Raw genomic sequence first — 25,740 nt, forward strand, 5'->3', positions numbered from 1 at the left:
ATATCGGCTTCGAGATGGTGGAGACCGGCTGTCTGCAACTGTTCGAAGAAGCCGTCGTAGTTCGGCGTCGGCACGCGCAGGGAATCCTCCGGAGCACGTGCCGTGCTCGGTGCGGTGTCCGGCTCGTGCCGTGTGACCAGCCGTCCCTGCGACGTGGCCGGCTCGCCGTTCTCCACCTGCCGCAGCAGGGCGACGAAGGCGTCCTCCCCCGGGCCGTCGACCACCGCGTCCACGGCAGGGTAGTTCGCCAGCAGGGCCCGGCCCATCGGGCCTTCGCAATTGCTGCCGCCCAGCACGATCATCCCGGTGTAGCCACGCTCCCGCAGCCGCCCGGCCACCGCCAGAGTGGGACCGTTCTGGCTGAACATGCTGGTGAATCCGATGACTTCGGGAGCGGACCGCAGAAGGGACTCGGTGGTCTCCTCCACATGCCGGTCGGCCACCTCACGCAGCGAATCGATCAGCGCGATGGTCTCCTCGTCCACCCGCTTGCCACGCAGTTCCTCGAAGTACGCCGCCCGGCGTTCGGAATCGGCATGCCGGCACGCGTAGATCCAGTCACCGACCGCCATATGGTAGAGCTTCTCCGACACCAGCTCATAGGCATCAGACCATTCCGCGTCACTGAATCCCAACGCCTGCTGGGCAAGGCCATAAAAATTGAGGTAGGCATAACTGGCGTCCACTTGCCATCCCTCGGCCTCGGCGACCGAGCGTAATATTCCCACCTGAATTGACGGGCGTATGGCACTGTTCCAAGGCATCGACACCAGAGAAGCTTTTCGTGTGCGAGACACGTGATTATCTCCATCGAGCGGATCTTCAGTGGCTTCCGCAAGCCTGACGCGCATATCACTCAGGCGTCAAGACCTCGACTGGATGTGGCTGGAACATATGACTTGCGCCTTCAAGACAACACCATGCACTGTTCCAGTGCTCCGCTTTTCAAGATCGCCCATGCTCGTCGGCCCGGACAGAAAGGCTTGAGCAAGGCTGGTAAGTGCTGGAGCCCGAGGGGATACGAACCGTTCGGAACAGGAGGAGTGCGAGTGCCGGGACTTCCAGAAACGGTGCGGGGATCCCCATGCCAGAGCAGACGGGGCGAGCGATACCCACCGCCACTTTCAGTATGCGACCAGGGTTCCGGCCGGTCTCCGGGTGGCTTGAATCACCACTGCGGTCTTGCGGGAGAGAAGGGCGCTACCTAGTGTGCGGCCGATTAGTTTCCCCGTAGCGCACCGGATCCCTCGAACCGTGAAAGCGCAGGCCAGTGATCCCTCCCTGCACGAGAAAGGCACAGAAACGTTGCCTGACCTTCTCGTTTCGATATTCCGTTCCCGACAATGCAGGCCCGGAACCTGGTTGAGGATTGACACGAGGGTGCTGTCCGGCCGCACATGAAGGGCGGGTCGGTCACATGTTTCGGTACGTACCCGCCTTCCTACGGGCTCCGCGTACCGGCGATCGGCAGGGCGGTCGCTCCGCCGGGGTGCGGATCTCTGTCCGGGGGCCTGTTGAGCATGAACCACAGCACAGGGAGCAGAACCCGGAGTTGCCCCGCGGCATGCGCCCCGCCGGTCAGCCGGCCGGCCGAGCCCGAACGGCGGATTGTCTCGCGGTGTGTGAGCCGGCCGGCCAGTTCGATGCTTTTCCTCCACACCTGTCCCACACCTGCCATGCGGAACTCCCACCATCTCTCGAAGAGGGGAAGCTCATGCCTTTTCTCGCCAACCGCTGGGACATCCAGCCGAAGCACCCTTGGCTACGGGGACAGCGGCCGGAGCGGCCGGCCCGCTACGACGAGGAGACGGGGATGTGGAACGTCTACGGATATGCCGAGGCCGTCCAGGTGCTCAGCGACCCGGCGACCTACTCCTCGGACATCACCAAGTACTTCGTCCGGGGCGATGTCGACGTCTCGGCGCTCGAGGGCAACCTGGTCCGGATGGATCCGCCGGACCACGGCCAGCTGCGCAGGATCGTCAGCCACGCGTTCACCCCGAAGATCATCTCCGGTCTGGAGCCGCGGATTGCCGAGATCACCCACCAACTGCTCGACGAGGTCGAGGGCAAGGACAGCTTCGACCTCGTCGAGGACCTCGCCTTCCCGCTCCCGGTGATCGTCATCACCGAACTGCTGGGCGTACCGAGCAGCGATCGGCCACTGTTCCGTGAGTGGGTGGACAAGATGTTCTCGAACGAGAGCACCGTCTCGTTGGTCTCCAACGAGGAGGAGCTCCGGCAGATGGTTCAGGAAGGGCTTGAGCTGAACGCCCAGATGCAGGCGTACATCCACGAGCACGCCGCGGAGCGCAGGACCAAGCCCCGGGAGGACCTGCTGACGCAGCTTGTCCAAGCCGACGTGGAGGGCCAGCAGCTGACTGACGCTCAGATCGCCAACTTCGCCTCGCTCCTCCTCGCCGCCGGGCACATCACCACCACCATGCTGCTCGGAAACACGATTCTCTGCCTCGACGACGAGCCGGATCAGCTGGAGCGGGTCCGTGGGGACCGGGGGCTGCTGCCAGGGGCGATCGAGGAGTCGGTGCGGTGCCTGGCGCCCCTCTCATCCGTCTTCCGGGCCACCACCTCCGAGGTACGTCTCGGCGGGGAGCGCATCGAGGCGGGGCAGGTGCTGGCGGTCTCGCTCTCCGCCGCGAACCGTGACGTGGCGCAGTTCGAGCGGCCGGAGCTCTTCGACGTCACCCGTGACCCGAATCCGCACCTCGGCTTCGGCCGTGGCGTTCATTTCTGTCTGGGCGCCCCGTTGGGGCGGCTGGAGGGCCGGATCGCCCTGAACATCCTGCTGGACCGTCTGCCGGAGTTCCGTACGGACCCGGAGGATCCGCCGGTCTTCATGCCCTCTCCGGAGATGACCGGTGCCCGCTCCCTGCCGCTGCGGACCCGAGAGGGCGTGATGGCCCGATAACGCGGAGCCGACCGCACCCGCCGGCCATGAGCACCGTGTGGCTGGAGCGCGCAGGCCGGCTCGTCGTGAGGTGAGAGGGGCGGCATCCCTCGGGCGTCGGCCGTGTGTCGTGGCCCTCGGCGGCTCCGCTCCTCGTCCGGGCGAACCGGGCCTCGCTCAATCCGGGAGACGGTGCCGGGTCGGCCGAGCGCGGGGCACACGGGCCGCCCAGGTCCCGGGCCCCGCCACCGCCGGACCGACCGGACGCGGAAGTGCGCGAGCCCGCGCGGCGAGCACGGCCACGGAGCACCGGACGTTGTCCATCGCCTCGCGCAGCCCGTCCGTCATCTCCAGGTTCTCCTCGCATTCCCTCGCAGATCCCGCATACCGTGGGACCGAAGCGCCGTCCCGGGAATGTCTGTCCTGCGTGGCGGCCCGGACGACCGCGGGACGCGTACGGACGGGTCCGTACACGTCCCGCGGTCGTCATCCGGGGCACTGCGGCCTGCGGCTCAGGCCGGGTCCGTGCTCAGCCGGGCGAGCACGAGGTCCGTCAGCTCGCGGGGCGTCGGGCACTCGTAGAGCAGGTCGGCGGGCCATTCCAGACCGGTCAACCGGGTGAGGTGGTCGCGCAGTTCGAGGGCGGTGACCGAGGTCAGCCCCAGATCGAAGAACTCGTCCTCGGCACCGATCTCAGCCGCGTCGTCGTATCCCAGCACGGCGGCCGAGAGTCTCTGGACACCACCAAGGACGGCTGCGGCCCACTCCTCACGGGGAAGTCCCGCCAGGCTCGCCAGGAGTTCGGCGTCCCGTTGAGGACGCGGACCGTCGGGCTCGGTCTCCGGCTCGGTCTCCGGTTCCGGCTCCGGCTCCGGATCAGTCAGCAGGTCCGGCGTGGGCCCGGTCCCGGGCTCGGGCTTCTTCTCCGCCCCGGGACCCTCGTCGCGGACAGCCGGTGTCGTGTGCGCGGTGTCCACGAGGCGTACGGCGGTCTCCTCGGTGGACATGGCCCGCCACAGCCCGGTCACCGCGGCCCGGGCGTCGAGACCGGGGTGGACTGCCACGGCGAGTGTGGCGCCCGATGTCCGCGGGGTGATGTCCGCGGGCTCCCCGATGGAGACCACGGTCACCAGCGGCGCCGCCGCGTCCTCGAATCCGCTTCCGGCCCGGACGATCGCCGCCGTGAGCCGCACGGAGCCCTCGATGTTCCCGACGTCCTCGAACTCCAGGGCGCCGGGCAGGACGTCCGCGCCCCCGGCCACCAGGCAGCGCGCCCCGGCCCTGAGCACGGCGGCGACCGTCGCCCGGGTGAGCGCGTCCGACGGTCCGGCCACCAGTACGTCTCCTTCGGGCCGCCATATGCCGGTCCGGCCCAGTGGCTCGTACTCGCGCACGAACGTGCCGTCCGGTTCGATCCGCGTCTCCCGGCGCCCTTCGGCGATCGCCGCGCACAGGCGCCTGCGGGCAGGGGCGTCGAGCTCCTTCGGGAGGGTCACGACGTGGTCGCAGTCGGGGACCGCCCCGTCGCCGTTGACGAGGGCCCACCGGGGCACGCCCGCCTCCGCGACCGGTTCGGCGCCGGGCAGGGCGACCACCAGGTCCGGGCGCCGGGCGCCGCCTGAGCGGACCCGGGCTCCGTGCCGTACCAAGGCGCCCGCGACCACGTCCGCCAGGTTCTCGTCGCCCGTGGAGGGGCCGAGCAACAGGACGTCGTACGCGAGGAGGGGCGCGGAGACCTCCGGCAGCCGTTTCCACGACATGCCCTCCAGAACCGGCGCCGCCCCTCCGGAGCGCAGCCGGCCGAGGGCCGCGAGCACCTGGTCCGGGGACTCGTCCCCCCGCAGGTCCAGCAGGTCCAGGGCGGCGGCCAGGTCGGCGTCTTCGACGGCCGACCAGAACGGGTCGAGCGCGGGGGCCTGCTCCGGTACGGGCCCGGCCTGTGCCACAGTGGCCGGCTCCGGCCAGTAACGGCGGCCCTGGAAGGCGTACTTGGGCAGGCGTGCCGAAGTCGTCGGCCGGCCGACGTGCACGGCCGCCCAGTCGACGTCCACGCCGTGGGTGTGCAGGAGCCCGAGTGCCTCCACCGCGGTTCGTACGTCGTCACGGTCACGGCGCAGGAACGAGACGGGGCGCACCGGGTGGCCGGGCAGGCAGGTTTCGGCGGCCGGGGCCAGGACGGTATCGGGCCCCAGTTCGAGGAAGGCCGTGGTCCCGTTCTCGTGGGCCTGCCGGACCGCGTCGAAGAAGCGCACCGGGCCGCGCAGTTGCTCCACCCAGTAGTCGGGGGTGTCCATCGCGTGTCCGGTGCGGACCGTGGAGAGGACCGGGATCACGGGCCGTCCGAAGCCGATCTCCGCGGCGACCGCCCGGAACCCGGCGAGGGCCGGGTCGACGCGGGGCGAGTGGAAGGCGACGTCCACGCGGAGCCGGCGGGTGCGGTGCCCCCGCTCGGTGAGTTCGCCGGCCACGGCGAGGACCTCGTCCTCGTCCCCGGACAGGACGACCGAGCGGGGGCCGTTGACGGCGGCGACGCCCACGCGGCCGGCGCGGCCCTCCAGGACCGCGAGGACCTCCTCCTCGGTCGCCCGTACCGCCACCATCGCTCCCCCGGCGGGCAGTTCGCCGAGTACCCGGCCGCGGGCGGCAACGAGTGCGGCGGCGTCGGCGAGGGGCAGCAGCCCGGACACGCAGGCTGCCGAGAGCTCGCCGATGGAGTGGCCGACCAGGCTGTCGGGGGTGACGCCCCAGCTCGACAGCAGCCGGAACTGGGCCACTTGCAGGGCGAAGAGGGCCGGCTGGGTGTACTGGGTGCGGTCCAGCAGGTCCTCCCGCTCGAAGACCGCCTCGCGCAGCGCGGTGTCCAGCCGGAAGTGTGCGGACACCTCGTCGAAGGCCTGCGCATACACGGGGAACGTCTCGTACAGTCCCCTTCCCATGGCGGGGAGTTGGCTGCCCTGTCCGGTGAAGAGCAGGGTGAGCCGCTGCCCGGCCGCCCGCGCCCGGTGCAGGCCCTCGGCCGCGCCGTCGCCGGCCAGGGCCGTGAGGGCGGCGCGCCGCTGCTGTGTGTCGGCGCCCGTCACCGCGGCCCGGTGCCGGTGGGCGGCCCGGGTGATGGACAGGGCCCGCGCCACGGCGGGCAGGTCGGCGGTGTCCGACTCCAGCAGTCGCCGGGCCTGTCCGCGCAGGGCCTGCTCGGAGCGCGCCGACAGCAGCCAGGGCACTCCGTCCAGGGCGGGCAGCGGCTCCGCCGTGTTCATGCCGGTGCCGTCGGGAATCGGCGCCTGCTCGATCACCACGTGGACGTTGGTGCCGCTGATGCCGAAGGAGGAGACGCCCATGCGGCGCGGAGCGTCGTCCTCGGGCCAGGGCTGTGCCCGGTCCAGCAGGGCGACCTCGCCGAGGGACCAGTCGACGTGCGGGGAGGGATCGTCGATGTGCAGGCTCCGGGGCAGGAGGCCGTTGCGGATGGACAGCACCGCCTTGATCACTCCCGCGATGCCGGCGGCCGCCTGGACGTGGCCGACGTTGGACTTGAGCGAGCCGAGCCGCAGCGGGGCCCGCCGGTCCTGGCCGTAGACCGCGAGGACCGCCTGCGCCTCGATGGGGTCACCGAGTGCCGTGCCCGTGCCGTGCCCCTCGACGGCGGCGACATCCGCGGGAAGCAGGCCGGCCGCGGCGAGGGCCGCGCGCATCACCTTCTCCTGGGCGGCACCGTTGGGGGCGGTGAGGCCGTTGCTGGCGCCGTCCGAGTTGAGGGCGCTGCCGCGCAGGACGGCCAGGACCTCGTGTCCCTGAGCGCGGGCCCGGGAGAGGCGTTCGACGAGGACCACCCCGGCGCCCTCGCCGAGTGCGGTGCCGTCCGCCGCGGCGGCGTAGGGCTTGCACCGGCCGTCGGCGGCCAGTCCGCGCTGGCGGCTGAACTCGACGAAGGGAACCGGTGTGGAGAGCACGGTCACTCCCCCGGCGAGCGCCAGGTCGCACTCCCCCGCCCGTATCGCCTGGGCGGCGAGGTGGAGGGCGGTGAGCGAGGAGGAGCAGGCGGTGTCGACGGTGACGGTCGGGCCTTCCAGACCGTAGGTGTAGGCGATCCGTCCGGACAGGACGCCGCCGCCGACACCCGGGGCGAGGAAGCCCTCGGCGGCGGCGTTCTCCAGTAGGCGGCCGTAGTCCTGGTACATCGCGCCCACGAACACACCGGTCCGGCTGCCGCGCAGCGAGGTCGGGTCGATCCCGGCGTCCTCGCACGCCTCCCAGACCGTTTCCAGCAGGATCCGCTGCTGCGGGTCCATCGCGACGGCCTCGCGCGGCGCCACTCCGAAGAAGGCGGCGTCGAAGGCCGTCGCGTCGGACATGAACCCGCCGTGCCGGGTGTAGGAGCTGCCGGGGGCCGCCGGGTCGGGGTCGTAGAGGCGTTCCAGGGGCCAGCCACGGTCGTCGGGGAAGGGGCCGATGCCATCGCGTTCGTGAACCAGCATGTCCCAGAGGTCGTCGGGGCCGCGCACGCCGCCGGGGAGCCGGCATCCGAGGCCGACGAGGACGACGAGGTCATCCGCGTCGGCGGTGGGGGTGCGGACCGCCGGGGCGGTCACCGGGGCGGTGCCCGCGAGGAGGCCGTCGAGGTGGCGGGCGACTGCCGCCGGGTCGGGGTGGCTGAACACCAGGGTGGCCGGCAGGCGCAGGCCCGTGGCTCCGGTGAGCCGGTTGCGCAGTTCGACGGCGGCGAGCGAGCCGAAGCCCGCATCCTTGAACGCCCGGCCGGGGTCGACCGCCTCCGGCGAGGCGTGTCCGAGTACGGCGGCGGTGTGCCCGACGACCAGGTCGAGGAGGGTGCGCAGACGCTCGGGTCCGGTCTTCCCGGCGAGGCGGGCGGCCAGTTCGGAGACGGCGGCGCCGCCCCCGGAGGCGGCCGTGCGGCGCGTGGGCTTCCCGGACAGGTCGCGCAGCGGCGCGGGTACGTTCTCGCCCTGCGCCCGCAGGGCGGCGGGGTCGAGGCGGATCGGGGCGAGCACCGGCTCGTCGGAGGCCAGGGCGGCGTCCAGGGCGGCGAGGGCGTCCGCGGTGGGGAGCGGGGGGAAGCCGGAGCGGCCGAGGCGGGCGAGGTCCACGCCGTCCGTCATGCCGCTGGTGGCGTCCCACAGGCCCCAGGCCAGGGAGATGCCGGGCAGGCCCTCGGCGTGGCGGCGGCGGGCCAGGGCGTCGAGGCCGGAGTTGGCGGCGGCGTAGTTGGCCTGTCCCAGGCCGCCGAGGGTGCCCGCGGCGGAGGAGTACAGCACGAGGCGTGCCTGGGGCAGCAGTTCGTGGAGGTGGAGCGCCGCGTCGAGCTTCGCCCCGAGCACGCGTGTGAGGCGTTCGGGGGTCAGCCCGGTCAGCAGGCCGTCGTCAAGAACGCCGGCGGCATGGACGACGGTGGTGAAGGGGTCCGGGTCCACCAGCCCGGCGAGGGCGGCACGGTCGGTGACGTCGCAGGCGACGGCCCGCACCTCGGCTCCGGCTGCGGTCAGTTCATCCATGAGGGCGGCCATGCCGGGTGCCTCGGAGCCCCGTCGGCCGGCCAGCACCAGGTCGCGTACCCCGTGTGCGTGGACGAGGTGGCGGGCGACCAGCTGTCCCAGGGTGCCGGAGGCTCCGGTCACCAGGGTCCGGCCGAGTTCGCCGCTCGTACCCGGCGCGGGGGCGGCGCGGACCAGCCGGGGTACGGTCGCGGTCCCGGCGGCCAGGGTGAGCTGGGGCTCGTCCGTGGCGAGGGCCGCGGGAATCGCCGCGAGGGTGGCCTTGTCGAGGTCTGCCAGGTCCAGCAGCCGGAAGCTGCCCGGGTGTTCGAGCCGGGCGGACCGCACGAGACCCGCGACGGCCGCCTGGGCCACGTCGTGATGGATGCGGCGGGTGACGAGGACGAGGGTGGAGTCCGTGTACCGCGCGTCGGCCAGCCACTCGTGGGTGAGGGCGAGGGCGGTACGCACGGCTTCGTCGGGCTCGCCGGCCGGAGCGGGGACCAGGACGTGGCGCGCGGAGTTCTCGGTGGGTTGCTTCCCCAGTTGCCGGGCCAGTTCGGGGTCGCGTACGGCGTAGTCCTCGTGCGCGCCCTCGGGCAGGGTCCGGGGCACCTGCCGGGGGCACAGCAGGTCGCCCCGGTCCGGCCGGCCGGGGGCGCCTGCCGGGAGCTCGCGGAGTACGAGGGCGTCGACGGAGGCCACGGGCGCCCCGGCGGTGTCGGTGATGGCGAGGCGGACGGCGTCGGGTCCCCCCGCGGACAGGGTCACGCGGACGGTGTCGGCGCCGGAGGCGTGGATGCGCAAGCCCTGCCATTCGAAGGGCAGCGCGGGGCGGCCGCCCTCGCCCGTGGTGAGGAACCCACCGACGGCGATGGGGTGCAGACAGGCGTCGAGCAGGGCCGGGTGGAGGGTGAACCCGTCCGCGTGGTCGGTGCCGGACAGCGCGACCTCGGCGTGGAGGTCCCCGCCGCGGCCCCGCCACAGTGCCCGCACGTTCCGGAAGGCCGGTCCGTGGACCAGGCCCGCTTCCTCCAGGACGGCGTAATGGGCTTCGACGTCCTGGGGTTCGGCTCCGGCCGGCGGCCACGCGGTGGTGGCGGTCGGCGGTTCGGCGGCGTCGGGCAGGAGGACGGCTGTGGCGTGCGTGGTCCATTGCCCCGCCCCGGTGAGGGTGTGCAGGGTCAGGCCGCGGGAGCCGTCCTCGTCCGGGGCCGTGACGTCGACGCGCAGCCGGATGTCGGCGTCCTCGGGGAGGAGGACCGGTGTGAGCAGGGTGAGCTGGTCGACGGCCGCGCAGCCGGCCTCGTCCGCCGCCCGGGAGGCGAGTTCGGCGAGCGCCGCGCCGGGAAGCACCACCTGTCCTTCGACCGTGTGGTCGGCGAGCCAGGGCTGGGCGGACAGGCCGAGCCTGCCGGTCAGCACCATCCCCTCGGCGGCGGGCAGGGCCGCGCGCAGGACCGGATGGTCGATGTCGTCGAGACCCAGGGCGCCCGCGCCGCCGGTGCCGGGGGCGGCGTGCAGCCAGTACGTCTCGGTGACGAAGGTGGTGGTGGGCAGGTCGATCCGCCGGGCCCCGGGCCAGAGTGCGGACCAGTCGGGGCGTACTCCCTTCACGTGCAGTTGAGCGAGGGCATGGAGCAGTTGCTCGGGGCCGCCCTCGTCGCGGCGCAGGGTGTGGGTGACGGCGGTGCCGGTGCCGAGGGCGTCGACGGTCTCCTGTGCGCCCGTCGCGACGACGGGGTGGGGGCTGACTTCCAGCAGGGCGGTGCAGTCGCGCCGGACGAGGGCGGTGACGGCCTCGTCGAAGCGGACGGTCTCGCGCAGGTTGCGGTACCAGTAGTCGGCGTCGAAGGCGTCGGCGGCCTCGATCCAACGGCCCTCCACCGAGGAGAAGAAGGGGATCTCGGGAGCACGCGGCCGGACGGGAGCGAGGGCGTCGAGCACCTGGGCGCGGACTGCCTCCACATGGGCGCTGTGCGAAGCGTAGTCCACGTCGACGCGCCGGGCCCGTATGTCCTCTTCCTCGCAGGCGGCGAGGAGTTCGTCGAGGGCGTCGGTGTCGCCGGACACGACCACGGAGGCCGCGCCGTTGACGGCGGCCAGTGACAGCCTGCCGTCCCAGCGGCTCAGCCGCTCGCGGGCCTCGCCGGAGGACAGCCCGAGAGACATCATGCCGCCGCGGCCCGAGAGCGCGGTCAGGGCCCGGCTGCGCAGAGCGACGACCCGGGCGGCGTCCTGGAGGGTGAGGGCTCCCGCCACGCAGGCGGCGGCGATCTCCCCCTGGCTGTGTCCGGCGACGGCGGCCGGGCGGACTCCGAGGGACTGCCACACCTCCGCGAGGGCGACCATGACGGCGAACAGGACGGGCTGGACGACGTCGACCCGGTCGAGGTCCCCTTCGCCACGCAGGACCGCCGTCAGCTCGAAGTCCGCGTACGGTGCCAGCGCCGCCTCGCACTCCTCGATGCGCTCCCGGAACACCGTGCTGGAGTCCAGCAGGCGCAGGGCCATGTCCCGCCACTGCGACCCCTGACCGGGGAAGAGGAAGGCAACGCCGCCGCTCGGGCCGGATGTCCCTTCGACGACGGCGGGCGAGGGGTGGCCGGCGGCCAGGGCGGCCAGGGCGGTGAGGAGTTCGGCCCGGCCGGCGCCGAGGACGACCGCGCGGTGCTCGTGGGACGCGCGGGTGGTGGCCAGGGAAAGGGCGACGTCCTCGGGGCGAGGGTCCTGCGGGTGCCCGGTCAGGAAGGTGGCGAGGGTGGCGGCGTGGGCGCGCAGTGCGGCGTCGGAGCGGGCGGACAGGGGCCAGGCCAGCGGGCCGGGCCCGGCGGGCGGCGTCGCGGACCGTTCGGCGCCCGCGCCGTCCGCCGCCCGGTCGTCCTGCCCGTCGTCCGCGGGAACGGGCGGCTCCTCCAGGATGACGTGGGCGTTGGTCCCGCTGACGCCGAAGGAGGAGACGGCCGCCCGCCGGGGCTCTTTTCCGGCGGGCCAGGGTGCGTCCTCGGCCAGGAGTTCCACCCCGCCCGCCGACCAGTCCACGTACGGGGTCGGTGCGTCGAGATGCAGGGTCCGGGGCAGCACTCCGTGCCGCATGGCCATGACCATCTTGACGATCCCGGCGACGCCGGCGGCGGCCTGGGTGTGCCCCAGGTTGGACTTGACCGAACCCAGGCGCAGCGGCCGGGTGCGCTGCCCGCCGTACGCGGCGAGCAGGGCCTGCGCCTCGACCGGGTCCCCGAGCGGGGTGCCGGTGCCGTGCGCCTCGACCGCGTCGACCTGACCGGGGGCCAGGCCGGCGTCGATGAGGGCTTCGCGGATGACGCGCTGCTGGGCGGGGCCGTTGGGCGCGGTGAGGCCGTTGCTGGCGCCGTCGGAGTTGACGGCGGTGCCCCGGACCACCGCGAGCACCCGGTGGCCGGCGGCCAGGGCCGTGGCGAGGCGTTCGACGACGATGATGCCGACGCCCTCGGACCAGGCGGTGCCGTCCGCCGCGGCGGCGAAGGGCTTGCAGCGTCCGTCGGGGGCCAGGCCGCGCTGACGGCTGAACTCGACGAAGGCGGCGGGGGTGGCCATCACCGTGGCCCCTCCGACGAGGGCCATGTCGCACTCGCCCCGGCGCAGGGACCGCACGGCCAGGTGGAGGGCGACGAGCGACGAGGAGCAGGCGGTGTCCAGTGTGATGGCGGGACCGCGCAGACCAAGCTGGTAGGCGACGCGGCCGGAGACCACGCTGCCGGCGCCCTGTGCGCCCGGGTAGTCGTGGTGCATGACGCCGGTGAACACGCCGGTGCGGCTGTCGCGCAGCGAGCTCGGGTCCAGTCCCGCGCGCTCGACGGCCTCCCAGGAGGTCTGGAGGATCAGCCGCTGCTGGGGGTCGGTCTGGAGGGCCTCCTTGGGGGAGATCCCGAAGAATCCGGCGTCGAACCGGGCGGCGCCGTGCAGGAAGCCGCCCTCGCGGACGGTGGTCGTCCCCGGGTGGTCGGGGTCGGGGTGGTGGAGCGTGTCCAGGTCCCAGCCCCGGTCGCCGGGAAAGGGGGTGATCCCGTCCCGGCCCTCGGCGACGAGCGACCACAGGTCGTCGGGTGAGGCGACGCCACCCGGGTAATGGCAGGCCATGCCGACGATGGCGACCGGTCCGGCGGATCGCTCCTCCACGTCGCGCAGCCGCTGCCGCGTCGACTGCAGTTCCGCGGTCACCCGGCGCAGGTAGTCGCGGAGCTTGTCCTCATTGGTCATCGGGAGCGTTCCTCCAGTCCCGGCAGCGGGCTGCCGAGCTCGGCGTCGATCAGGGCGAATACCTCGTCGTCGGTCGCCGAGGCGAAAGCGGCGCCGGGTTCCGCCGCGGCGTGGGGTGTCAGGTGGTCGAGCAGACCGCGGACGCGTTCCGCGGTGCGGTCGCGGGACACGTCGTCCGTCGCCGCCGCCGTGAGCGCGACGGCGAGGCGGTCGAAGGCCGCGAACAGGGTCGGCAGGTCCGTCGCCCCGGACTCACCGGCGAACCGCTCGTCGAGGTGGTCGACCAGATCGGCCGGGGTCGGATGGTCGAAGACGAGCGTGGCCTCCAGGGACAGGCCGACGGCCGCGCCCAGCCGGTTGCGGAACTCGATGGAGCTCAGCGAATCGAAGCCGAGTTCCTGGAAGGACCGGTCGGATTCGATCATCGAGGCGCCTGCGTAGCCGAGGACGGCCGCGGCCTGTCCGCGGACCAGTGTCGACAGCCTGGCGCGCCGCTCCGCGGGGCCGAGGCCGGCCAGACCCGGGTCGGTGACGGGCGCCGCCTCGGGCGCCCGCACCAGGCTGCGCAGCACATGCGGCACGACGGTGGCCGGGCCGCGAGCGAGCCGGAGGGCGGTGACCGCCGGGTGCGGTCCGGCGAGGGCGATGTCGAACAGGGCGAGGGCCGCCTCGGACGGGAGCGGCTCGATGCCACCGCGCGCGAGTCGGTCGCGGTCGGCGGCCATGCCCTCGTCCACCGCCCACGGTCCCCAGGCCACGGACACGGCACGCCCGCCGGATGCGGCGCGCTGCCGGGCGAGGGCGTCGAGGAAGGCGTTGGCGGCGGCGTAGTTGCCCTGGCCGGGGCCGCCCAGCACGCCCGCCACCGAGGAGAACAGCACCAGTTGGGCTTCGGGCAGCAGCGCGTGGAGGTTGGCGGCGCCTTCGGTCTTGGGCCGCAGCACCCGCTCCAGGCGCTCGGTGTCCAGGGCGGTGACGACCCCGTCGTCGAGCACGCCGGCCGCGTGCACCGCCATGGTCACCGGCCGCCCGGCCAGCAGGGCCGCCAGGGCGGCACGATCGGCCACGTCACAGGCTGCCGTCTCGATACGGGCATCCAGTCCGGCCAGCCCGGCCGGCCCCCGGCCGCTGCGGCTGACCAGCAGCAGGTCGCGCACGCCGTGCCGCTCCACGAGGTGGCGGACCACCCGTCCGGCGAGGGCGCCGCTCGCGCCCGTGACCAGGACCGTACCCGGCAGCCGCGGCTCGGCCGCCGGTGCGGACGCCGGTACGCGGACCAGCCGGGCGCCCAGCACCTGGCCGTCGCGCAGGCACAGGTGCGGCTCGTCGGAACCCAGCGCGCGGTGCAGCTGCGCGAGGTCCTCGGCCTCCACCAGGCCGAAACGCCCGGGGTGTTCGGACTGCGCGGACCGCACCAGCCCCCAGGCGGTGGCCGTGGCCAGGTCCGGCGTGGTGCTGACGAGAACCAGGCGCGCGGACGCGAACCGCTGGTCCGCGAGCCACTCCTGGAGCCGGTCGAGCACCTCGGCGGTAAGGGAGCGGGCGGCGGACGGCGGCCCGTCCGACGCGTCGGACACGACGGGCAGCACGACCACCGGCGGGACGTCCGTCAGCGCGCCCAGGCCATCGGCCCGCACCAGCTGCGCCCCGGAGGCCGCAAGGGCGGCGCCGACCCCGTCCGGGTCCGGTCCGAGGACCGCGTAGCGGGCCCGCTGGTGCGGCTCGGGAGTCTCGACGGGCTGCCACTCCACGTGGTGGAGCGGCTCGGCCGGCGCGCCCGCCCGGCGCAGGACCACCGAGTCGACGGACGCCACGGGCGCGCCCGTGGCGTCCGTGAGCCGGAGCTCGACCGTGTCGGCCCGGTGGTGGACGACGCGTACCCGGGCGGCGGTCGCACCGGGGGCGTGCACACGTACGCCGGACCAGGCGAACGGCAGGTAGGGACTGTCGCCGTCGAGGGCGGAGGTGAGCGCCACCGTGTGCAGAGCCACGTCGAGGAGCACCGGATGCAGGGCGTGCGTCCCGGAGCCGCCCTCGGGTACGACGACCTCGGCGTGGACGGCATCGGGCGTACGCCAGGCGCGGCGCAGGCCCCGGAAGGCGGGACCGTACCCGGTGAGTGTCTCGTAGAGGCGGCCGACGTCGAGTTCCTCGGCGTCCTCGGGCATCGGCGGTGTGGTCGGGGCCTCCTCGGGAGCGGGGGCGAGGACGCCGGTGACGTGGTCCCTCCAGCCGGCGCGGTCCCCCGTCCGGGCGTGGATCCGGAAGGCCCGTTTCCCGTCGGGGCCGGCGAGGTCCACGACGAGGCGCAGGTCGGCCCCGCACGAGGCCAGCGGCGTGTGGGTGACGAGTTCGGCGATCCGGGGGCAGTCGAGCCGGGCTCCCGCCTGGAGGGCCAGGTCCACGAAGTACGTCCCGGGGACGATCACGGCGCCGTCGACGGTGTGGTCGGCGAGCCAGGGCCGCTCCGCCGTGGAGATCCGTGCGCTGAAGACGTGCCCGTCCGGCAGCTCGACGGCTTCGGGCGCTGCGGCCGCGCCGGGCGCGCTCGCGGACGGGAGCCGGGCGGTCCCGACCCAGTGGCGCTCGCGGGCGAAGGGGTAGCCGGGCAGCGAGATCCGGTGCGGGCGGTCGGGCACCGGCAGGGTGATCGCGGCGCCCTCGGCCCAGGCCCGCGCGAGCTCGCGCAGATCGTCGCCGTGGGCCGGTGCGGCGGAGCGCCGCCTGCGGCCCCGGACGCACCCCGTACCGGTGCGCAGCGCCTCCGCGAACTCGGCCGTCGTCGTGGCGACTACGGCGAGCCGCTCGTCGAGGTGGTCGCGTCCGGACCAGAGGGTGAAGGCGAGCGCGGCGGGATCCACGGCAGCGCCGGTCCGGGCCAGGCGGTCCGTCAGCCCGGCCCGGGTCGTGCCCCCGTCGACATCGAGACGGACTCCGAACTCCTCCTCTACCCGCCGGGCGAGCCGGGACAGACGCGGGTAGTCGAGACCGAGTTCCGCGAACGGTTCGTCGGCGTCGACGGAGAAGCCCACGACCTCGGTCAGGATCCGGTCCAGGAGTGCGGAACCGTCCTCCCGGCCGACCCGGTCCAGGTGGGCGAGCAGCTGTGTGACGGTCTCGTCCAGCCGGACGGCGTCCTTCGCCGAGAGCACGAAGAGCCGGGGACGGTCCGCTTCGGGGGCTCGCGGGGTCCCGGGGACCGGGTGTGCGGCCAGCACCACATGGGCGTTGGCACCGCCGGCACCGAACGAACTGATCGCCGCGGTGAGCGGAGCTCCCGTACGCGGGGTCCACGGTTCCAGGGCACGCTGGACGCGGAACCGCGAACCGGCCCAGTCCACCGCCGGGTTGAGCGGCTCGGCATGCAGGGACGGCACCAGTTCCCGGTGGCGCATCTGGAGGACGACCTTGGTCAGCGCGGCGATGCCCGCCGCCGACTCCAGGTGGCCGATGTTCGACTTGACGGAACCGATGGGCCAGGGACCGCGGCCGGCGCCGACGGCGTCGAAGGCCCGCTCCAGGGCGGTCACCTCGATGGGATCGCCCAGGCCGGTGCCGGTGCCGTGGGCCTCTACGTAGCCGAGGTCGGCCGGGTCCACGCCCGCGCCGGTGAGCGAGTCGCGGACGAGGGCGGCCTGCGAGGCCGGACCGGGCACGGAGAACCCACCGGTGTGGCCCCCGTGGTTGAGGGCCGTACCGCGGATCACGGCGTGCACGTGATCGCCGTCGCGCAGCGCGTCGCGCAGCGGCCGCAGCAGCACCACGCCGACGCCCTCGCCGGGCACGTAGCCATCGCCTCCCTCGCCGAAGGCACGGCAGCGGCCGTCGGTGGAGAGGAACGACGACTGGCTGAGCAGCAGGTACTTGTTGGGGTGTACGTGCAGGTTGACGCCGCCCGCGAGCGCGGCCTCGCACTCGCCGCGCCGGATGGCCTCGACGGCCAGGTGCAGCGCCGTCAGCGAGGACGAGCACATGGTGTCGAGCGCGATGCTCGGCCCCTTGAGATCGAGGAAGTACGAGACGCGGTTGGCGATCGAAGCACTGAACGAGGAGGGTACGAGGCCCGGTTCCTCCCGGACGCCGTGCAGTTGGTACTGGTTGTACATCACACCCGCGAACACGCCGACGCCGCGTCCCCGCCAGGCGGATGGGGCGTGTCCCGCCTCCTCGAAGGCGTGCCACGCCTCCTGGAGGAACAGCCGTTCCTGGGGGTCGAGGACGGCGGCCTCGTTGGGTGAGATGTGGAAGAACACGGCGTCGAACTCGTCGGCTCCGTCGACGAATCCGCCCCAGCGGCCGTACGAGCGTCCGGGCACGCCCTTGGTGTCGCTGTGGATCGCCCGGTGGTCCCAGCGGCCGGCCGGCACCTCGGTGATGCCGTCGCGGCCGGACCGCAGGTTCTCCCAGAACTCGTCGAGCGTACGGGCGCCCGGGTAGCGGCCACTGATCCCCACGACGGCGATGGCGTCGTCCTCGTCACCGTCGGTACCGCAGGCCTCCGGCGCGGAGGCGAGGGGCGCGGCCGGGCCGCCGGAGGCGACAGGAGCGGCCGGGGCCTGCGGGGTGAAGCGGGCGGTGATCTCGGCCGCCGAGCCGACGAGAGCCACCAGGTGCGGCCGACCGCTGCCGACGGCCCGCAGCATGATGTCCACGGCGGTCGGGGTGTCCATCGCCCGCAGTCCCATCCGACGCAGGGCGGGCTCGTCGAGCGGCATGCCGCCGTCCGACCAGCCGGGCCAGCCGATCGAGACGACCCCGGGCCGGCCCTCCGCGAAACCGTCGAGGAAGGCGTTGGCGCAGGCGTAGTCGGCCTGGCCCCGGTTGCCCCAGGCGGCGGCCGTGGACGAGCAGAGCACCAGGAAGTCCAGCCCCAGCTCCTGGGTGGCCCCGTACAGCAGGCGGGTTCCGGTGACCTTGGCCGCGAGCACGGCGCGTACGTCTGCCTCGCGCTTTCCCACGATCAGCCCGTCGCGCAGCACGCCCGCGGCGTGCACCACCCCGTGCAGGGCGCCGAACCGGGTCAGCGCGTGGCCGACCACCCGGCGCACGTCCTCGGCACGGGAGACGTCGGCGCCGACGACGGCGACCTCGGCCCCGAGCGCGGTCAGTTCGGCAGTGCGCGCGGCGGTCTCCGGAGAGTCGACGGCCGTCCGTCCGCAGAGCACGAGACGCGCCCGCACGGATTGCGCCAGGTGGCGGGCCAGGGCCAGGCCCACGCCGCCGAGCCCGCCGGTGATCAGGTACACGCCCCGCTCGCGAAGGCGGGCGGGGCGGTCCGGGGCCGGGGCCGGCAGGATCTCGCGCACCAGGCGCCGCCCCGCCTCGTACCGCACTTCCACGTCGGGTGCGCCTGCGGCGAGCTCGGCCAGGGCGTCGGCCCGGTCCGGGGAACACACCACGGCGGCGCGTACGCCGGGCTGCTCCCTGCGGAGCGTGCGCAGCAGACCCGCGACCGCCGTGGCCGGCGCGCCGGGGGGCAGGTGGCAGACGATCCGTACGGGACCGCGCCGGGTGTGCGCCAGGGCCGCGGCGAAGGCGGTGAGGGCGACCGCCTCGCCCTCCACGTCCTGCGGATCGGCGGGAGTCCAGAGCACGTCCGAGGCCGCACTCCCGGTGGGCAGGGCGTCCCAGTCGCGCGAGGTGGTCGCGTCGACGGTCAGGACGGACCCCGGTGCCTGTGCCTGTGTCGGCGGCAGCGGTGTGTCACGCCAGTGGGGCTCGAACCAGACGACCTCGCGGGGCGTGTCCTCGCGTAGCTCCTCCTGGGGTGCCGCGGCCGGCCCGAGGCTCGCTCCCTCGGGCAGTCGGTACGCGCGCAGATACTCGGTCAGGGCTGTGAGGGAGCTGTGCTCGAACAACAGGGTGGGCGAGAAGTCGGTGCCGTACGCCCGCTCCAGATCGGCGGCGATGCCCAGCAGTGCCGTGGAGTCCAGCCCCAGTTCGTAGAAACCCGCCTCCTCGTCGAACTCGGCCCGGCCGAGGCGTTCGGCGAGCAGGCCGCGTACCACGCTCTCGGCGGTCTCCCCCGCGGGAGCCTCGGTGTCCGTCGTGGTGCCGGACGGCCCGGCCACGCGCGGGGAGCCGTCCAGCCGGGTGATGGCGTCCTCCTCCCGGACCCGCTTCGAGGTGAGGCCCCGGAGCCGGAGCAGCACGGCTCCGTCCGGGGCGAGGAAGCGGAGGTCGCAGGTGGTCAGGTCGCCGGCCGGGCCGGCGGCGCGGGGCGGGGTGGCGTGCACCAGGGTGTGTGCCCCGACCGGTCCACCGGCCTGGAAGGAGTCGATGAGCATCGGGATGTAGGGCCGGGCGGACGCGCCTGCGCCCGCCGTGGCGAACTGCGTCGGCAGCAGTGTCGAGGAGTCCAGCGCGGCCGGGTGGAAGTGGAAGTAGTCCGCGTACGCGGCGGCCTGCGGGCCCAACGACAGGTCCGCGAGCAGTTCGTCGTCGCCGACGTGCAGGGTGCCGCGGGCCCGCATGAACTCCCCGTGCTCGATGCCGGTCCGGCGGACGAGCGTGTACAGGTCCGCCATGTCCGCCGTACGGGACATGCCCGCGCGCAGGGCGGACAGGTCTACCGCCTCGGCCGGGAAGGGGACGTCCAGGTGGAGCCGGCAGTCGAGCACCGGCTCGGTCTCGCCCGTTGGGCGGCGGGTTCCCGTGACGGACACCCGGTGGCCGTCCCCGTCGGCGGCGAAGTCCACCCGCAGCTCGGTGTCGAAATCCGGCCCGGCGGCGACGGGGTTCCGGAACAGCACACGGCGCAGCTCCACCCGGGAGGTGTCGACACCACGGGCCCTCAGGATCCGGTAGATCATGTCGAGAAACGCCACACCGGGCAGAATCCGCGTGCCGTGCACCCGGTGGTCGCGCAGCACCGGGTCGGTCCCGCGCACCACCACGGTGCAGGTCAGGCCGTCCAACGCGTTCATTTCTTTCCTTCCGGCACGGTGGAGAACTGAAGCTCGAAGAACGGCGCGGGGGCCGGTACGGGGGCGGGCGCGGGCTCCGGGACGGGGCCGGGTACGGGTGTGTGGGCCGGCGGGTGGAACCAGAACCGCCGCTTCCGGTACCGGGGCGGATCCAGCGGAGCGCGCGAGGGCATGTGGTCGTCGGGCGCCTGGCGCACCACCATGTGCGCATTGGTGCCGCCGAAGCCGAAGGAGCTCACCGCCGCCCGGCGCGTACCGTCACGGCCGGTGAAATCGCTCAGCTCCCGTACGGGGAACAGCGGGGATTCCTCGAACCGGAAACGGCGGTTGAGGGTCGCACAGTGCAGCGTCGGCGGCAGTTGCGCGTGGTGGACCGACAGCACGGTCTTGATCAGTCCGGCCATGCCGGCCGCGCTGAGGGTGTGCCCGATGTTGGTCTTCACGCTGCCCACTCCGCAGAAGCCGGACTCGTCGGTGCGGGCGCGGAAGGCCTCGGTGAGCGCCTTCAGTTCCATCGGGTCACCGATCATGGTGCCGGTGCCGTGGGCCTCCACGTAGCCCAGTTGGGCCGGGGAGACACCGCCATCGGCCAGGGCAGCCTCGATCACCTCCCGCTGTGCGCGCGGGTTCGGCGTCGTGATGCCCATGGTGCGGCCGTCGTTGTTGACGGCGCTGCCCTCGATCACCGCGTAGACGCGGTCGCCGTCACGCACGGCGTCGGACAGCCGCTTGAGCAGCAGCGTGCCGGCGCCCTCCCCGAGGACGATTCCGTCGGCCCGCTCGTCGAAGGTGTGGCAGCGTCCGGTGGGCGACAGCGCGCCCGCCCCACTCATGCCCACGAAGGGCACCTCGTCGAGGAGGATGTCGACGCCGCTCGCGAAGGCCAGATCGCACTCCCCGGTCCGGAGGCTGCCGGCCGCCAGGTGCACCGCGACGAGTGCGCTGGAGCAGGCGGTGTCGACGACCACGGCCGGGCCGCGCAGGTCGAGATGGTGGGACAGCTGCGCGGCGATGAAGTTCTGCGCCATGCCGCTGATCGAGTGCGGACCGGCGGCGGCGATGTGCACGCCGAAGTTCGCCGTACGGGCGCCGGCGAAGACGCCCACCCGACGTCCCGCGACCTGCTCGGGGGTGAGCCCGGCGTCGGCCAGGCACTCCACACCGGTCTCCAGTACCTGGCGGACCAGGGGGTCGACGTACGCGGCGCCGGCCGGGTCGATCCGGAAGTACTCCGGGTCGAAGTCCTCGATGGCGTCGAGGAAGCCGCCCCACTTGCTGATGGTGGTGCCGGGCCGGGCATCGGGCCGCCAGAAGCGGTCCGGGTCCCAGCGGGAGGTCGGCACCTCCGTCACCGAGTCCGTTCCGGACACCAGGTTCCGCCAGAACGTCCCGTGGTCGGGTGCGCCGGGGAAGTGCGCGGCGATGCCGATGACGGCGAGTTCCTCGCGCCGCGCGGGCGCCGCGGCGCCAGGAGCGACGGACGCGCCTGCCGCGGCAGGGGTGGCAGGGGCGGTCACCTCGGCAGGGGCAGGGACGGCGGCCGGGGCCGATGGAACAGCGGGGACGGCGGGCACGGCGGCCGGGGCCGCGTCCTGCGATGAGGCCGTGCCGTCCGGCACATGGTCCCGCAGCGCCTCGGCCAGGCGGGCCACGGTCGGGTTCTCCAGGATGACCGAGGGCTCCGCCACGACTCCGAGTTCCCGATCCAGCGCGGCAAGGATCTGGGCGATCATGATCGAGTCCACGCCCAGGTCGGCGAAGTCCTCGTCCCCGCCGATCGCTTCGGGGTCCAGCCCGAGCGTCGCGGCGACGACCCCGCTCACGCGGCGGACGAGGCCGTGTCCGGCGGCCGGGACCGCGCGCGGGGCCGCCGGAGGAGCCGGTACGGGCGCCGCCCCGGCCGGACGGTTCGGCGCGGACACCGCGAGCAGACGGGCCGCGTCGAAGCGAGCGGTGTCCACCACGCAGGGCAGCACGACCGGGTCGGATCCGCTCATGGCACGGTCCAGCAGGTCCAGCCCCGCCTCCGGATCCAGGGTGCGCAGGCCGAGGTTCCGGTAGGCCGGGGTGTCGGCCTCGGGCATGCCGGCCGAGCGCCAGCTCGGCCACTGCAGGGACCGGATGACGGGAGCGCCGGCGCCGCCGGTGGCGGAGCGGTAATCGGCAACGCGGTCCAGCACCGAGTTGGCCAGCGCGTAGTCGCTCATGCCCGCGGCCAGTGCGGGCACGGCGCCCGCGACGGACGAGTACAGCACGACGAACCGCAGAGGGTCCCCGGCGCAGCCGTCCAGGACGGCCTGGAGTGCTGCCGTCTTCGGTTCCAGCACCCGTTGGACGTCCTCGATCCGCTTGCCGATGAAAGCCGGGTCACGCATGACGCCGAGTCCGGCGCAGTGCACGATCCCCGCGATCGGGCCCAGCGAACGCCGGGCGCGGTCGAGCACTTCGGCGATCCCGTCCGGCGGGACGGCCTCGACGACCACCTGGATCCCGGGACGTCCGAGAGCCTCGATGTCGCGCAGCTTGGCCGCGAGGGCCGGATCGGTGCCGGGGGCCGCGAGGAGCGCGGGCCACTCGGACCGGGCGGGCAGTGGGGTGCGTCCGAGGAGCACGAGGCGGTCGGCGCCCCGTTCGACGAGCCGGGCGGCGAGCAGCCGGCCCAGCGCGCCCGTCCCTCCGGTGATGACAACGGTCCGGCCGGCCAGGTCCGCGGACCAGTCGGCGGACTCCGGCGCCCGGCCGGCCCGGCGCAGCACCGGGCGGTAGCGCACGCCCTCCCGTACGCAGGCCTCGGTGACGGGGTCGGCCGCGGCGAGTTCGGCGGCGGCCGCCTCGCGGATCGCGGCCGGGTCCAGGGTGTCGAGGTCGAGGGTGCGGGCGGACAGGCCGCGGTACTCGGCCGTGAGCATCCGTACGAGGCCCGCGTAGGCGGCGCCGCGCAGCGTCGGCTGCCCGGTGCGGAAGGTGGTGAGCCCCCGGGTCAGGTGGAGGTAGGCGAAGCCGCGGGTGCGGTTCGCGGCGACCAGTTCGCGCAGCAGGGTGATCCGTGACCAGTCGGGCCGCGGCGCGGTGACGGGTACGGCCGACACGTCGGCCAGGTCGATGACGGCCGTGGCGCGGCCGGCCGCTTCCACGATGCGCGCGACGGCGTCCTCGTCGGGGGCGCCGCCGTCGCCGTCGTCCACACGGACCACGGCGGCGGGCCCGAAGGCCCGCGCGGCGAGGGACTCGTTCTCGGCGCGGGCGAGCACCAGGAGCCCGGCAGGCGGCTCGGAGGGGGGAAGCGGCGCCGGTTCCCAGTCCTTGACCAGCAGCAGCGAGGAGTCCTGCGGGGCGGGTGCCGCCTGCGTGACGGTCTCCGTCGTGAGCCAGTGCCGCTCGCGGGCGAACGGGTAGGTCGGCATGGATGTCAGCGGCGGCCTGTCGGCACGCAGCGCGGCCCAGTCGATGTCGGCGCCTTCCTCCCAGAGCCGTGCGAGCCGGTCGAGCCGTCCTTCCCGGACCAGACGGGCCAGGTACTCGGCCCCCTCCGGTTCGGACAGCCACGAGTGGCCGCCGCCCGGACCGCCGGGGGTGTACTCGGCCGCGAGGTGGGCCGCCAGCTGCTCACGCAGATCACGGGTGGACCGGGCGACCACGGCGAGCCGAGCGGCCATGGGGACGCGGGCGGTCTGGGAGGTGTACGCGAGTGAGGACAGCGTAGGGGCGGCCACCTCGGCGTCCGCGGCACCGGCCGGGTCGAGGAATTCCACCATCGCGGCGGTGTACCGGCGCAGGGCGGCTTCGTCCCTGCCCGACAGCAGGAACACCTCTCCCGCCTCGGCCCGGGACGGGGCCGGGGGCGTGGTGGCGGGCGCCTCCTCCAGGACGACGTGCGCGTTGACGCCGCCGAAACCGAAGGAGCTGACGCCCGCGCGCAGCGGCAGGGGCTCGCCCCCGGCGTCCTTCGGTTCCCATGGCTCGCTCTCCAGTACGGGCCGGAAGGGAGTGCCGGTGAGGTCGATCAGCGGGTTGAGGTTCTGCAGGTGCAGGGTCCTCGGCAGGGTCCGGTGCCGCATCGCCAGCACCGTCTTGATGACTCCGGCGATGCCCGCGGCGGGCTCCAGGTGCCCGATGTTGCTCTTGACGGTGCCGATGCCGCAGGGAGTGGCGGGCCCGTCGGCCAGGGTCCGGTGGGCCCGGACGAGACCGTCGATCTCCACCGGGTCGCCCAGGGCGGTGCCGGTGCCGTGGAGTTCGGTGTAGGAGACCGTCCCGACAGGAACCCCCGCGTCCTGGTAGGCCTCGACGAGCAGATCGGCCTGGGCCAGTGGGTTGGGGGCGGTCAGCGAGGAAGCGTGCCCGCCGTGGCCGACCGCGCTGCCGCGGATCACCGCGTGCACCCGGTCACCGTCGGCGAGGGCGCGGGAGAGCGGCTTGAGCACCAGTACGCCGACGCCCTCCCCCTTCACGTACCCGTCGGCCCGCGCGTCCAGGGCCTTGCAGCGGCCGTCCGGGGAGAGCACCCCGAGCTGGTTGCCTGCGATGACGGTCTGGGGTGAGAGCACCAGGCTCACGCCGCCCGCGACGGCAAGTTCGCTCTCCCCGGCGCGCAGGGCGCGGACGGCGCGGTGCAGCGCGACCAGGGAGCTGGAGCAGGCGGTGTCGATGCTCTCGCTCTCGCCCGTGAAGTCCAGCAGGTAGGAGATGCGGTTGGCGAGGATGGTCCGCGCGAGCCCGGTGCCCGCGTGGGGGTTGACCCGCTCGCCGCGCAGCACCATCGACTCGTAGTCGTTGAACTGCACGCCGGCGAACACGCACACGTGGCGCCCCGCGAGCCGGTCGGCCCGGCAGCCCGCGTCCTCCAGCGCCGCCCAGGTGTGTTCCAGGAACAGCCGGTGCTGGGGGTCCATGACCTCCGCCTCGGCGGGCGAGATCTTGAAGAACCGCGCGTCGAACCGGTCGACGTCGCTCAGGAAGCCGCCCCAGCGGGCGGTGCCGCCGAAGCGCCGGGACACCTCCTGCCAGTCCCACCGGTCGGCGGGGGTCTCGGTGATCAGATCGCGTCCGTCCTTGAGGTGCTGCCAGAACTCCTCCAGGTCCGCCGAGCCGGGGAAGCGTCCGGACATGCCGACGATGGCGACGGCGTCCTCCCCCGGGAGCGCAGCGGGCAGAGCCGAGGCCCGGGCAGTGGCGGGTACGAGGGCCGGCTCCGGATCCACGGCAACGGGCGCCCCGGCCCGGTCCGCCGGGGCGGGGTGCTCCTCGAGGAGGTACCGGGCGAGCTTCTCAAGGGTGTTCTCACCGAAGAGGGTCGTCGTCGGCACCGAGACGCCGTACTCCTTCTCCAGGGCCGCGGAGAGCGACTGGAGCCCGAAGGAGTCCAGGCCGTACTCGCCGAAGCCTGCTTCCTGGTCGAGGGCGTTCGGCGCCAGGCCCAGCAGCCCGGCGACGAGGTCCCGCAGCCGGTCGGTCAGTTCGCCCGCGTTCACCGGAACAGGAGCGGCGACAGTGGCGGCGGGAACGGTGGTGACGGCGGGCGGCGAGGCGGCCTGGCGGGCGCGGTGCCCGTGCTCCCGGATCCGCATCGCCTCGACCTGCTCGCGCATCCGCGCGGGTGCTCCGGGCAGCACGGCGACCTGCGGGCGTCCCAGTCGCAGGGCGAGGTCGAGCAGTCGCTCGCCCTCGTCGGCCTCCAGATAACGAAAGCCGGTGTCGGCGAGGTAGCGGCGCTCGTCCCCGGCGTCCACGTGCATGCCTCCGGCACGCCACATGGGCCAGTCGATCGAGACCGTGTGCCCGCTGCGGCGGCCCGCCGTACGCAGTTCCCCGCGCTCCTCGGCGAACCCGTCGAGGTAGCGGGCGCCGACCGCGTAGTCGACCAGGCCGTAGTCGCCGAGCTGCCCGGCCAGGGAGGAGTACAGGACGAACACGTCGAGCGGCTCGTCACGGGTCACCTCGTCGAGGACGCGGGAGCCCTCGAACCGGGCCCGCAGGTGGGAGCGGAACTCCGCGAGGTCCTTGCCGGGCAGCGGCGTGCGCGAGGCGGTCGCGGCCAGGTGGAAGACCCCGTGCAGCGCACCCCACTTCTGCTTGACCTCGGCCACGACCCGGGCCATGGCGGCCGGGTCGTCCACGTGCGCCTGGAAGTACGCCACGTCACCGAGGGCGCGCAGCCCGGCGAGCTCCCCGGCCCGGT

The 25,740-nt window shown here is 73.7% G+C and carries 4 protein-coding genes and 1 pseudogene; 1 reads left to right on the plus strand and 4 read right to left on the minus strand.

Annotated features, from left to right (window positions below):
- Positions 1-764 (minus strand): annotated as a pseudogene (locus ABZY11_RS29865) (RiPP maturation radical SAM protein 1); the annotation flags it as partial.
- A 950-nt stretch (positions 765-1,714) separates the two neighbouring features.
- On the opposite strand from ABZY11_RS29865, the gene ABZY11_RS29870 reads away from it, so the two are divergent.
- Complete coding sequence (locus tag ABZY11_RS29870; protein ID WP_356482119.1) at positions 1,715-2,929, plus strand: cytochrome P450; 1,215 nt, start codon at positions 1,715-1,717, stop codon at positions 2,927-2,929.
- 491 nt (positions 2,930-3,420) lie between these two features.
- Here the strand turns inward: ABZY11_RS29870 and ABZY11_RS29875 are convergent, their stop codons facing one another.
- The 3 genes from ABZY11_RS29875 to ABZY11_RS29885 are packed head-to-tail and all read right to left on the minus strand — an operon-like array spanning position 3,421 to position 25,699.
- Positions 3,421-12,636, minus strand: a complete 9,216-nt coding sequence (locus ABZY11_RS29875; protein ID WP_356482120.1) for an SDR family NAD(P)-dependent oxidoreductase — start codon at positions 12,634-12,636, stop codon at positions 3,421-3,423.
- On the minus strand, positions 12,633-19,562 hold the full coding sequence (locus ABZY11_RS29880) for an SDR family NAD(P)-dependent oxidoreductase (protein WP_356482121.1): 6,930 nt from the start codon (positions 19,560-19,562) through the stop codon (positions 12,633-12,635). The genes ABZY11_RS29875 and ABZY11_RS29880 overlap by 4 nt, the downstream gene beginning before the upstream one ends.
- On the minus strand, positions 19,559-25,699 hold the full coding sequence (locus tag ABZY11_RS29885; RefSeq protein ID WP_356482122.1) for a beta-ketoacyl synthase N-terminal-like domain-containing protein: 6,141 nt from the start codon (positions 25,697-25,699) through the stop codon (positions 19,559-19,561). The genes ABZY11_RS29880 and ABZY11_RS29885 overlap by 4 nt, the downstream gene beginning before the upstream one ends.
- Between the last annotated feature and the right edge of the window lie 41 nt (positions 25,700-25,740).

This window comes from Streptomyces sp. NPDC006510 (assembly GCF_040611955.1).
GTDB lineage: Bacteria > Actinomycetota > Actinomycetes > Streptomycetales > Streptomycetaceae > Streptomyces.